Origin of the sequence: Streptomyces eurocidicus, assembly GCF_002891295.1 — a bacterium.
Lineage (GTDB): Bacteria > Actinomycetota > Actinomycetes > Streptomycetales > Streptomycetaceae > Streptomyces > Streptomyces eurocidicus.
The window spans coordinates 128,476-141,041 of record NZ_LGUI01000002.1; the positions used below are offsets into that span (position 1 = coordinate 128,476).

The following is a 12,566-nucleotide window of genomic DNA, read 5'->3' on the forward strand; positions in this document are numbered from 1 at the left end:
ACCGGGTGTTCCCCCGGACGCGGTCCGCCCGACGGCGGGGGGCCATCCGCCCGCCGTTCGAACGGGAGCAGATAATGACGGTGACTCTCACCCGACGCTGCTTCCTGGAGGTGCCGTGACCGGCTCCCGCCCGAAAAGCTCACCGCTCGACGCGCTGCGACCGGCCGCGTTCGGGGCCGACCCGTCGGGGGAGCGGATGGCGCGCATCCGGCGGTCGCCGCACTACGCCGACGGCGTCTTCACCAACCCGGTGGCGGCCGAGCACACCCCCTCCGGCTCCATGCTGAAGTTCCTGCCCACCTACTTCCGCAGAGAGGAGCGCGCCCGCCGCGCCCCCGCGGGCGACGTGCCGGTCCATCCCACGACCGTCGCCGATCTCGCGACCCCCGCCGCCACCGGGCTGCGCCTGACGTGGATGGGCCACTCCACCGTGCTCACGGAGATCGACGGGCACCGGGTGCTGTTCGACCCGGTGTGGTCCGAGCGCTGCTCGCCCTTCGCCTTCGCGGGCCCGCGCCGCCTGCACCCGGTGCCGGTGCCGCTGTCCGAGGCCGGGCACGTGGACGCCGTCGTGATCTCCCACGACCACTACGACCACCTGGACATGCCGACGGTCCGGGCCCTGGCCTGGCACACCGCCGCGCACTTCGTCGTCCCCCTGGGCGTCGGCGCCCACCTCGAACACTGGGGGGTGTCCGAGGACCGGATCACCGAGCTCGACTGGCATGAGTCCACCGAGGTCGCCGGGCTCACCTTCACCGCGACCCCCGCCCGCCACTTCTGCGGCCGGGGGCTGCGCAACACCCAGCACACCCTCTGGGCCTCCTGGGTGGTCGCGGGCCCCGAGCACCGTGTCTTCCACAGCGGTGACACGGGATACTTCCCCGGCTTCGCGGACATCGGCGACCGGTACGGCCCGTTCGACGCCACGATGGTGCAGATCGGCGCGTACAGCGAGTTCTGGCCCGACATCCATATGACGCCCGAGGAGGGCGTACGCGCCCACCTGGACCTTCAGGGCGACCCCGGCCGCGGTGTCATGCTGCCGATCCACTGGGGCACCTTCAACCTCGCCCCGCACCCCTGGGAGGAGCCGGCCGAGGGCACCGTCGCCGCGGCCGGGCGCGTGGGCGCGCGGGCCGTGACGCCCCGGCCGGGACAGCCCTTCGAGCCGGCCGTGGGACTGCCGGCGGACCCGTGGTGGCGGGCGGTCGCGGCGCGGCCCGCGGCCCCGGCGGCGGAGTGCCCGGTGCGGGCGCTGCCGGCGGACGAGCCGGGCCGTACCGGAGCCACCGTCCGGGCGTAGCGGGGGAGTTGGCGATCGCCGAGGCGGCCTCGGCGTTCCCCGCGCGGGCAAAGTGGTGCGATTTCCTATGTGATCCCCTAAGGAGTGAGGTGCGGGGCCTATGGGGGTGTACAAGCCTCTTGTGGCGGAAGCGGTAGGGCCGCTTCAATGCCGTTCGTCGGTTAGGAAAGCTTCCTAACAGCCGGGGTCCCGAGGCCCCGGCGCCCCGGGAACGGAGATCCGCATGCCCACGCGCACCGCGACGACCACCGCACACACCCCGAACCGCATCCCGGACGAGGCCGCGCACCAGGCCCCGTCCGCCGGCCGGACCCCGAGAAAGGCGTCCCGCCTCGCCCTCGTCGGCCTGGCCGTCGCGCTCCCCGCCCTCGCCCTCACCGGGGTGGGGCAGGCGGCGGCCGTCACCGCCACCGCCCATCACGTCACCGCCGCACCGCTCACCGAGCGGATACAGGCGCTGGCCGCGACCGGCCTGGACGACCCGCACAAGAAGGACATCGCCATGCGGCTGGTGTCGAGCGCCGAGAACTCCTCGCTCGACTGGCGCGCCCAGTTCACCTACATCGAGGACATCGGCGACGGCCGCGGCTACACCGCCGGCATCATCGGCTTCTGTTCCGGCACCGGCGACATGCTCGACCTCGTCGAGCGGTACACCAAGGACAAGCCCGGCAACCCGCTCGCGAAGTACCTGCCCGCGCTGCGCAAGGTCAACGGCAGCGACTCCCACTCCGGCCTGGGCAAGCCCTTCGAGGAAGCCTGGCACAAGGCCGCCCAGGACAAGGCGTTCCAGGACGCCCAGGAGGCCGAGCGCGACCGCGTCTACTTCGGCCCGTCGGTCGCGCAGGCCAAGGCCGACGGCCTGCGCGCGCTCGGCCAGTTCGCCTACTACGACGCGATCGTCATGCACGGCCCGGGCAGCGGCAAGGACAGCTTCGGCGGCATCCGCAAGGCCGCCCTGGCCAAGGCCAAGCCGCCGGCCCAGGGCGGCGACGAGAAGACCTACCTCGGCGCCTTCCTCGACGCGCGGAAGAAGGCCATGCAGAACGAGGCGGCCCACAGCGACACCAGCCGCGTCGACACCGCGCAGCGCGTGTTCCTGAACAACGGCAACTTCGAGCTCCAGCCGCCGCTGAAGTGGAAGGTCTACGGCGACTCGTACGAGATCAAGGAGTAGCGGGCGGGAGGAGCCGCGGGCGGGGCGGGCCGGGGCGGCGCCGGAAGCGCCGCCACGGCCGCCCGCTCAGTGCGGCGGTTCCATGTCGCAGCAGGAGTCCCGGCGCAGCTGCCGCCCGACCTCCAGCCACTCCTCGAACGCGCGCGCCACGGGCCCGGCCGCCCGGGGGGCGGCGGGGTACGAGCCGACGAGATCCGCCTGGCGGAACGGCACGCCCCCGCGCAGCACCGACTCCGTCCGCACCAGCCGGGCGAAGTCGGTGAACGGGTCGCCGTCCACCACCGTCATATCGGCCAGCTTGCCGGTCTCCAGCGTGCCCAGGTCCCGCTCGGCGCCGAACGCCCGCGCGGGCAGCACGGTCGCCGTCCGCAGCGCCTGCGCCGCCGACAGCCCGTAGCGGTGCAGGGCCCGCAGCCCCAGGTGCAGCGAGAGCCCCACCGGTACCAGTGGGGCGTCCGTGCCGAGGGCGACGATTCCGCCACCGGCCAGTACCCGCCGGTAGACGTCGACCTCCCGCTCCAGCGTGTCCAGCTGGTCGCGGCTGGGCCGGGCCGCCGCCGTCCGCCGGACGACCGCGACGTCCCAGGGCGGCATCAGCGTCGTCACCCGGGGGTCCTCGGCCAGCGCGGGCGCGTCGCCGAGCAGCGGCACGGAGCTGAAGAGCGTCGCGATCAGATGGAAGTCCACGCCCCTGCTCGTGTAGATCTCCACCAGATCCTGGTAGGCGCGGCCCGAGGCCGTCGTGGCGTGCCCGAACTCCAGCCGCTGGGTCGCCTGGAGATGGGTCGTCAGATCCTGGCCGAGCTGGACGCCCGGCGAGCAGAGGTGGCCGCCCGAGCGCACCCCGAGCCGCTCGTGCGCGAACCGGGCCGCCTCCTCCATCACCCAGCCCGGGGCCCGCACGTACGTCTTGACGAAGTCCCAGTCCAGCGCGGCGGCCCGGTCCAGCGACCGGCGCAGCCCCTCCCGGGTGCGGTGCGCGCGCCCCATGCTGTACGCGACGCGCCCGCCGTCCAGCAGCTCGCCCGAGGCCAGCATCCGGGGCCCGGCCAGCGCGCCCGCGTTGACGGCCTCGCGGATGCGTGCCTGCTCGTAGGCGAAGCCGCCCAGCGAGACGGCGGTGGTGATCCCGTAGGCCAGCTGCAGCGCGGTCTGCCGGCCGCCGTAGATGTTCTGGTACGGGTGGGTGTGCGCGTCCCAGAGGCCGGGGATCACGGTGCGGTCCGAGGCGTCGATCCGGCGGGCGGACGCCCGGCGCGCCCGGTGCGGCCCGACGGCGTCGATCCGGCCGCCGCGCACCGTGACGTCGACGTCGTCGCGCACGGTGTCGCCGGTGCCGTCCCAGAACCTCCCGGCGTGGACGACGACGTCGGCGGGGGCGGGACGCCGGTAGTCGAGGGTGACGGGGACCGTACGGACCGCACCGGCCCTGCCGTCCTCGATCTCCATGATCCGCAGCCGGCCGGCGGAGAGATAGAGGAGGCGGCGCCCGTCGGCGGACCAGGACGGGTGGTCGGCGGCCTCGTCCGTCAGCCGGTGGGGCGCGCCCTCGGGGGTGCCGTCGGCCCGGACGGGCAGCAGCCACAGCGCGGACTCGGAGATCACCGCCAGATGGCGACCGCCGGGCGACCAGACGGGCCCGGAGTCGTAGCGGTCGGAGAGGGAGGTGTGCGGGGCGAGGGCGTGCAGGCGGGCGGTGCCGTCGCGGGTGTCGACGATCCGGATGAGGTTGTAGCCCTCACGGAACCGCTGGTTGAGGCGGTTGCGGTCGCAGAAGGCGAGGAAGCGCCCGTCGGGCGACCAGCTGGGTCTGCCGGGCAGCCCGCCGGCGCCGAGGGGGGCCGCGAGGACCCGGTCGGAGCCCTTGCCGAGGTCACGGACGACCACATTGCCGGCCATGTCGACGCTCGCGAGGAACCGCTCGTCCGGGGAGAGCGCGGGATAGACCCGGCCCCCGTCCGCCAGCACGGTCTCCTCTCCGGAGGCCAGGTCGCGGCGGCGCGCGGCGAGCAGCCCGTCCCGGTCGCCCGCGTAGACGAGGGACCGCCCGTCGCGGGTCCAGGTGGGGCCGAGCAGATAGCGGGTGGGCTCGGCGGCCACCACCCGGCGGGGCCGCCCGCCCGCGACGTCGGCGACCCAGAGCGCGTTCAGCGCCGCGAAGGCGACCCGGCGGGCGTCGGGCGACAGGGCCGGGAGGTGGAGGGCGCGGGCGGTGTGGGCGCCGCCGGCCTCCAGGTCGTAGCGCTTGGCGCGATAGCGGGGCCGGTGCAGGGGGAGCCGGGCGGAGAACGGCAGGAAGGAGACCGCGGGAGCGCCCTTGCCGTCGCCGACCCGGGCCACCGCGAACCGTCCGCCGAGGGTGAGGAGCAGCTCGTCCCGCGAGATCCAGCGCGGCGGTACGGGCGCGACGTCCCCGTCGATCTTCACGGCCGTGCCGTCGACGACGAGCACGCAGGTGGCGGCGGGGGAGGCGGTGGTCCTGAGGTAGGCCAGCCGGCCGGCCGGCGAGAGCGCGGGGGTCATCACCTGAGCGGCGGCGGCCTCGGTGTGCTCCACCCGGACGGGACCCCGCCCGTCGGCGGGCGCGGACACGACCGTACGCGCCTCCAGTGCCGCCCCGGCGGCCTTGGCCCGGACGAAGACCAGCCGCTTTCCGTCCGGCGACCACGTGGGATCGAAGTCCTCCCAGGCCCCGTCCTGGAGCGGGCCGTCCTGCCCGGTCACCCCGCTGATCCGGGTGAGACCCCCGGTGCGTACGTCCACCACCCACACGCGGTACGGGCTCCCGGCCACCGGATCGCCGCCCCGCTCGGAGGCGAACGCGACCCGCGAGCCGTCCGGCGACCAGGAGGGCCCGCGGTCGTCCCAGGGGCCGTCGGTGAGCTGCCGCAGTCCGGTCCCGTCGGGGCGCAGCGTCCAGATATGGAAGCCGCCGCCCCGGAAGGCGCAGACGGCGAGCAGTCTGCCGTCGGGGGAGTGGACGGGCCGGGTCGGTTCGAGATCGGCGGGTGTGATCGCCACGGCGTCGCCGCCGGCCCGGGGGAAGGACCACAGGACGTTCTGCACCTCGGCGACGACCCGGTCCCCGGCGGGCGCGAGGCTGGCGGAGCCGTTGGTCGCGGCGGTGAAGGAGAGGACGGGGCCCGACGCACCCGGCGTCGCGGCGTCGGCCACCCCCGGGGGAAGGGCCGCCGCCACCCCGGCGGCGGTGGCGGTCCCGGCCGCCGCCTGGAGGAAGCCACGCCGCGAGACGGGCGGGAAGAGGGTGGGCGAGGGGGCTGGGGCGGGGTCCGTGGAGGGGGCGAGATCGTTGCCGGACGTGTCCAACTGTCCTCCTGCTGAGGGGGAGTTGCCTGGGACCGGAGCTGAAACGGAATGCTCGATGGTCGCATGCGCCGAGCCCCACGGGTCAACACCGCGCCGGGCCTCCCCGCCCACCCTCCGCCCCTCCGGGAGCCCCGCCCCCCACCCCCAAGATCCACCCGGCGCAAACCGTGCGCGGCCACCCCGTGAAGTGCGGTATTGTTCTCATGCGCGGTCGGCGAGGGAGAGATCCGGAGCCGGACAAGCACCGGGACGTGGCGCAGTTTGGTAGCGCACTTGACTGGGGGTCAAGGGGTCGTGGGTTCAAATCCCGCCGTCCCGACGGTATGAAAGAAGCCTCTGATTGGCGGGAAACCGCAGGTCAGAGGCTTCTTGCGTCTGATCACCGGACGAGCCGCAGGTGCCGCACAGGCGCGGTCTCTGGGACCAGTTTGGGACCAACGGGCTCTTGGCGGCCTTCGGTGAGGTAGCGGCTGAGGGCTGCGCCGGCCAGGTGGATCGACCGGCGGTCGGGGTGGAGGTACCGCTGCGTGGTGGTGATCGCGCCGTGTCCGGCGATCTCGCGGAGGACGTGGACGGGGATGCCGGCGTCTGCCATCCATGTCAGCCCGGTGTGCCGGAGATCGTGGCGGCGCAGGTGTTCGTAGCCGAGGCGGACGACGACCTCGTCCCAGTGGGTGGCGTCCCGCAGGATGGCCGTGGTGATCCGGCCGCCGCGTGGCCCGGTGAAGAGCCGTGCCATGGGGTTGTGCCCCACTGCGTCGAGGCGGGCGCTGACCATGGGCCGGATTTCGGGGATGAGGGGGACTGAGCGGCGTCGCTTGCCCTTGGTGCCCTTGTCGATCAGCCCGCCCGGTCCGGGGGTGGTCTGGCGGCAGCACTCCCAGGTCCAGGTGCGCCGGTCGATGTCCCCGGCGCGGACGCCGGAGACCTCGCCGATACGGGCTGCGGTGCATGCGGCGTACCGGACGATGTCGCCCCAGCCCAGGAACTGGTCGTGCGAACGTTCGACGAGGGCGGTGGCGAGTGTGTCGAGTGCGTCCCAGTGAGTGACTCTGTCGGGGATCTTGAGGTTCGAAGGTCATTTGCCTTGGCGCCACCACAGGGGTCGGGGTAGCTCGCGGGCGTCGAGGTACTGCTGGAAGGCTGTGGGCGGGCGTGGGCGGTAGGCGGAGTTCTCGGGTTCTTGTTCGCTGAGGCGCTCGATGTTGATGGCGATCGCGGTCAGGACGTGCTGGACGTGTGTCTTGGCGGTGCCGTGGTAGCGGCAGCGGCGGGCTCGGTGGCTGGTGGCGAGTTCGTGCACCGTCCCCTCGACGCCGGAGCGGGAGGCGTAGAGCCGCTTCCACTGGTGGTCCTGCTGGTCAGCGCGGTTGCGGGCCTGGAGTTCGTGCAGGTGCCGGGGCAGGAAGTTCACGGTCCGGGCGGCGCCGCTGGTGCACGAAGACTTCTCGGGACACGGACCGCACTGCCGCTTGTCGAACCGCACCACCGTGAAGGGGGCCATGGCCGGAGGCTCGTTCCAGTTGCCGCTGACCTTGCCGTTGGGGCAGGTGACCTCGCGGCGGTCGAAGTCGATGATGAAGTTCTCCCGGGCGAAGCCGGCGTCCCTCGCACGCTGCTGGGAGCTGTTCGCGGGCAGCGGCCCGACGAGAGCGATCTTGTGGGTGCGGGTGGCCGCGTCAAACCCGGTGACCGAGGTGTAGCCGCCGTCGACGAGGTGCTGGGCGGGCAGCAGACGGCGCCGCTTGAGGCGGGCGTGGATGGCGGGCAGTGCCTGGCTGTCTGCGGCTGAGACCACAGTGGCCACATCCGTGATCACATTGACGCTGCCGTCATCGCAGGTCTCGGTCACATGCGCGAGGTAGCCGGTCCACCGGGTGTGCCCACGGCGGACCCAGCGCGCCTCCAGGTCGTAAGGCGACTCGATCCGCACCCTCGCCGGAACCAGGCCGTCCTTCTCATGGCGCGGCCGCAGCCGACCCCGGGCATCGACGGTGAACTGCTGCACCATGATCTGGCGCAGGGCCTCGAGCTGCGGGCCCGGGCGGTGACCAGGCCGGTGCCGCTGGAAGCGGGTGAGCAGGTCGGCCGCGTCGGTGCCGGCCTGGGTGAGGCGGGTGACGGGGTGGCTGGGCTGGCTGCACATGCGGACTTGACGCCCGTAGCGTTCGCCCCACTCAGCGGTCACCAGCCCGTCCAGGAGGCCGGGGGCGGTGCGGGCGAGTTCTTCCACGGCAGCACGGACCGCTTCGAGCACCAGCTCCAGCCGGGTCAGCTCACGGGCGGCGGCAAGGATGTGGGTGGAGTCGGTGCGCTGCCGGCCCCTCGCTTTGACCAGGCCGGCCGCCTTGAGCCGCTCCAGTGCGAGGTCGAGCAGTCGGTCGGCGCGGTCGTCCTTCGCGAGGCGGTCGCGGAAGTCGCCCAGCACACTGTGGTGGAAGCCAGGATCGTCCAGTTCCAGCGCGAGGGCGTATTTGAAGTCGAGGCGGCAGCGCACCGCCTCCGCCGCCTGCCGGTCCGACAGGTTCAGCAGGAACTGCAGGACGCAGACGGTGGCGAGCTGGGCGGGCGATAACCCGGGGCGTCCGTCGCGCGGGTACCAGGCTTCGAAGTCCTCGTCCTGCCATAGTCCGTCCAGCCGGTCGCGTACCCACATCGCCGTCGTCCCGCGGGGATTGCTCGTTCGGGCAACCTGCGCGGTCAGGGCGGGAATCTGCACACCGGAGCGGGGACGGACGGACACCAGGCACCTCAACGACAGTCGTTCACCTTCGAAACCGAGTCGAGCATGCCCGTTGATCACGCCCATCCGCCGAGGATTCTCAAGATCCCCGACAGAGTCACTCAGTGAGAGATACAGATTCTGCCGGAGAGCCGGGCTCATCGGGCCGTTCCGGCATCGAAATTGAGCAGCAGTCCACGGGGGCCTGATTGCGCTGCGTGGTCTGCCAGACTCTCGGAACTGCCCGGCACACCACCGAGTTCAACGGACTTGGACGTGCTGGTACCTGACGTACGAGCGGGCCGCCGTGATGGATGCTGTCCCGACCATCACGGCCGCCGCTGTCGTTATCTTCACATGGCCGCTCAGCACAGCCAACGTGACGGTGAGTGACAGCAGGGTATCGGCGCCCAGCGTGACATCGAGGGAACTGACGTGTTCTGCGCGAAAGGCAGGCACAGGCAGCGTGCTACGTTCGATTCGCCATGGCAGTCGGCATAACCACTGCCTGACAAACTGCAGCTCAAGTAACACGAGAGACTCCTTGATCTGTAGTTCGGCAGCAAGGCCCCGGCGGGCGACCAAACCTCAAGCCGGGGTCTTCGCCATGGCTGGACGCTAGTGCTTTGACCAAGGCACGCGCCAACCCTGAACCGGGGATTGTGCGGAATCTGTCCGGCTCGGCCAGTCAGCGCCATGCATGGGTCAGGGGCATGTGCAATTTCCAGCGTAAGCTGCCACTTTCGCGCCTGGGGTCATGATGACGGCACGTCGGATTCATGTCCTTTGCGCGTGGCTCGCCCAGGGGCTACGGGTGTAAATGGCCCACTACGTTGCCGGGCGGTCAACACCGCTCCAGTGGACATCGTGTAACCGCTATGCCCGTCGATCGGCGTAGTGTCCCCGGCCGGGCGATGTGCCGGAGCCAGGGGACGAACCTTGGGTGGTGATGGCAGACAGAACTCCGAGAGGCGATGCGTGTCATCGGGTGGTGCGCAAGGAGGGAGCGCATGGCGGTGGGGCTAGGGCGCTGGCTGTCGACGGCGCTGGTGGGTGACGCTGGGGGCGTTGGGACGGTGGTGACGGCGGACCGTGGTGGGCGCGGAGGTAGCGGAGCCGGGTGGTGGTGAATTCGGCACACAGTGGAAGACCGTCACCGGCTTGCCTCCGCGTCTGCTGACTGCTGCCGGAACTCGTGGACTACCTCGATGAGGCCGACGATGTGCCGGTTGAACTCGTGCAGTTCCTCTGTGGGCACCCACAGTTCGAGGATGGTGCGTCCGTCGGCCTGTTGGACTGGGTAGCGGGCGGCGAATGTGGCGTTGACCTCGAAGCGGGTGACGTAGCCGACGCCGGATGCCGGCACGCTCCAGTCGCGGGCGATGCGGGTTGCGTAGTCCTCGTTGAGCACCGGGTAGAAGATCGGCTGCTCGGGCAGGCGCGGCGGCCAGGCCCGCCAGCCCGACGCGCTGACCAGCGCCAGCTCCTTCGGTCCGGTCGGCCGCCACGAGGTCATGGTGTCGCCGGTCACGCTCGTACTCGTCTTCCCCGTCAGCTTGTATGCCGTCAGTCGCACCGCCGTAGGCTATTTCCAACCCCCGCAGCCAGCGGGTTTCCCCTCACCGCCATGGCGTCGGGCCGGTTTCCGGGCTATGCCCTGGTACGAGTAAGCGTTGCAGGATGCCCGGCACTGAGTTGTGCTGGCAGCGAGATGGGGTGATCAGATAGAGGGCACCTCTTGGCAACGGTCTTCGTCATGATGCTGCTGATGCCCGTGGAACAGATGGCGGTCCTGTGGATCAGTCTGATGTCGAGGACGCCAAGGGAGGGTAGGTGTAGGACTGAACTCAACATCCGAACTCCCCCATGGGGTGAACCGTTGACCAAGCCTAAGAGCCCTGCGCCCGACCCAAGACGGAGCGAGCAGCCTCAGACCGGCTCGCTCTACGCCCTCACTGACCCACGGGATGGGACGGTGCGCTATGTCGGCCAGACAACGAACCACCTGCAATTACGCTTGGCTCAGCACATCAATAATCCGACCAACCCGGGCATGCGTATGTGGATCAACGCGCTCGCTGCCGCTGGTCAGGTGCCCGTGATCAACCTTCTTCGCGAGGTACCTGTAGGTGATCTGGATGAAGCTGAGCACGCGGAAATTCTCGCGCACCTCGCCTCACACCATCCGCTTCTCAACCATCCCTACTATCTAGCCCACTCAGGGACCGAAGAGGCCCTGCCCCGGCAACGGGCCACAGCAGTTGCGGCCTCGCTACCGGTGCAGCGGGCAAGGCCGGCGAGTGGACGTAGACGGCTCGAGAGCCGCATGAAGGTTTTGAAGGTCAGAGAAGCCGTGGCCCTCCACCGGTGGATCGTCGCGGAAGAGGCTCGTCAGCTCCTCGTGGAGGCCCAACGCTCAGAGGTGACAGCGGGCCGATTCGATGCCTACACGCTCACTGAGGAGATTGAGCGGGCTACCGACAACAGCGCGGACGCCTACCGTCGCTACCTGATCGTCCGCAAGATCCGCAAGCGCACGAGCCGACTCCGCCACCCCGCCTGGACCCGAAAGAGGCGTCGGGCAACGCCCAGCCGTTTCAGCCTCCGGCTACGCCAACTCAAGCTCATGGTCGGGCACAAGTCTGTTGCCCCGATACCATACGTCCCCATCCTGCTCCGAGAATGCCAGCCCTTCCAACATTCGGCCCGCTACGAAGGCGGCCACCTCATCACCTCGTGGGAAACGGAATATTTCGTCGGCGCCTGGGACACTGCGTGGGGGCGACTGTGTGTCATCTACCCTCTCGACTGGAGTGGCGGCCCGATCGGGCACATCGTCAGTACCGCGCGAGACCTCGCTGACAAACTCAACCCGAAAGTGACGGCCGTGCTCCGCAACTCGCTCGCACGGACAGGCGGTGACAAGTTCATTGTCACCGCAGTTGACGCCGACTACCCAGAGGATACGTACAAGACTGACACAGCTCACCTCTATGAGCTGCTCGGTCACGACGCGCCATGGTGGCCAATGGAACTGCGCCGTCCCGAGCACATGATGCGCTGGCGTCCGGATGGCCCATCAGCTGCCTACCAGGCAGTCCCCACCTTCGACCTGGAGGCCCTAACCCGGGTGACGGAAGCCGAGCCGGAAGGATCACTGGTGCGCGCCGTACTCACCTCGTTGATCTGGCGGCTTCAGAAGTACGACAACGACGGTGCAGCCTGGGAGTTGGACGAGTACCGGGAGGAGTACAGCACGGAGCGCATTACCGTCCCTGTCACCCTCGACCGCCGCCAGCCGGAACAACCTAAAGAACCTGAGGCCTCGGCCGCTCGCGAAGCGTGGACTCGTATCCTCGCTCGTTCTGACGATGACGCTCTTGCCTGCTGCCAGGCCGCACGCCAGTGGAACAGCGGGGAAGACTTCCCGCTTGGCTATACGATCAACCTTGCCAGTAACCACGGTTTCGCTGTTACAGAGTGGCTGGAGCGACTGGTTCCAGCAGAACCCACAGTTGCCACGTCGCTCCTCACCGAGGATCCAGCAACGGACTGCATCTTCACCGACCCGGTTGCTGGCATCCCCGTGACCAGGGGCCGGCAGAGGGATATCCGCACCTACGCTCCGCGTCGCCTCGAGACCACCAGTCCTCTTACTGAACTCATCCTCGACAGCACCGTGTGGATCCGCACGAAAGACGGACTCCTCCACATCGCGCCCCAGCCGGGCGCCGGTCAAGTCGCCACATGGGGGTACACAGGTGGTGGACCAGGACAACTTATGGTGCTTATCCAGCGGATGCTGCGAGACCCTATGTCGGACATGGAATCCAGAGACGAGAGTGACTACAGCTGGAACAACTCCCCGCCAGCCCTGCAGGAGCTGGTGTCTACCAGCTGGCCCAATGGCACAGTCTTCACCCGCGCACAGCTGGAACAAATGTGTGCTCCGCAGCCACCCGACGTGGTGCAGTATCACCGTCCTCACCCTCGGTGATTGAATTAGCTGGCTATTGAACGATGAAACCGGGATG

The 12,566-nt window shown here is 70.0% G+C and carries 8 protein-coding genes and 1 tRNA gene; 4 read left to right on the top strand and 5 right to left on the bottom strand.

Translation table 11 applies throughout. The features are described from left to right. Positions 1 to 115 precede the first annotated feature (115 nt). Complete coding sequence (locus AF335_RS05575; RefSeq protein ID WP_102917166.1) at positions 116 to 1,306, top strand: MBL fold metallo-hydrolase; 1,191 nt, start codon at positions 116 to 118, stop codon at positions 1,304 to 1,306. 223 nt (positions 1,307 to 1,529) lie between these two features. Next, positions 1,530 to 2,483 (top strand): chitosanase, encoded by a 954-nt coding sequence (locus AF335_RS05580; protein ID WP_228773342.1) that lies wholly within the window; start codon positions 1,530 to 1,532, stop codon positions 2,481 to 2,483. A gap of 66 nt (positions 2,484 to 2,549) precedes the next feature. Here AF335_RS05580 and AF335_RS05585 read toward each other — a convergent pair whose 3' ends face one another. Then, positions 2,550 to 5,810: an amidohydrolase family protein gene (locus AF335_RS05585; protein ID WP_102917167.1), complete on the bottom strand. Its 3,261-nt coding sequence runs from the start codon at positions 5,808 to 5,810 to the stop codon at positions 2,550 to 2,552. A gap of 245 nt (positions 5,811 to 6,055) precedes the next feature. Between AF335_RS05585 and AF335_RS05590 the strand changes: the two genes are divergently transcribed. Then, positions 6,056 to 6,129 (top strand) — tRNA-Pro (locus tag AF335_RS05590). A 60-nt stretch (positions 6,130 to 6,189) separates the two neighbouring features. Here AF335_RS05590 and AF335_RS05595 read toward each other — a convergent pair. From AF335_RS05595 to AF335_RS05610, 4 genes are all read right to left on the bottom strand, one after another. After that, entirely contained in the window at positions 6,190 to 6,873 is a 684-nt protein-coding gene (locus AF335_RS05595) for a tyrosine-type recombinase/integrase (RefSeq protein WP_102917168.1), read from the bottom strand. 15 nt (positions 6,874 to 6,888) lie between these two features. Continuing rightward, on the bottom strand, positions 6,889 to 8,613 hold the full coding sequence (locus tag AF335_RS05600; RefSeq protein WP_425329111.1) for an IS1182 family transposase: 1,725 nt from the start codon (positions 8,611 to 8,613) through the stop codon (positions 6,889 to 6,891). Positions 8,614 to 8,793: 180 nt separating this feature from the next. Next, on the bottom strand, positions 8,794 to 9,066 hold the full coding sequence (locus AF335_RS05605) for a hypothetical protein (RefSeq protein ID WP_102917169.1): 273 nt from the start codon (positions 9,064 to 9,066) through the stop codon (positions 8,794 to 8,796). A gap of 619 nt (positions 9,067 to 9,685) precedes the next feature. Next, positions 9,686 to 10,048, bottom strand: coding sequence for a hypothetical protein (locus tag AF335_RS05610; RefSeq protein ID WP_102917852.1), 363 nt, complete (start codon positions 10,046 to 10,048; stop codon positions 9,686 to 9,688). A gap of 459 nt (positions 10,049 to 10,507) precedes the next feature. Between AF335_RS05610 and AF335_RS05615 the strand changes: the two genes are divergently transcribed. Then, the gene (locus AF335_RS05615; protein WP_146045440.1) at positions 10,508 to 12,529 is read left to right on the top strand and encodes a hypothetical protein; all 2,022 of its coding nucleotides are present in this window, start codon (positions 10,508 to 10,510) and stop codon (positions 12,527 to 12,529) included. The last annotated feature ends 37 nt before the right edge of the window (positions 12,530 to 12,566 follow it).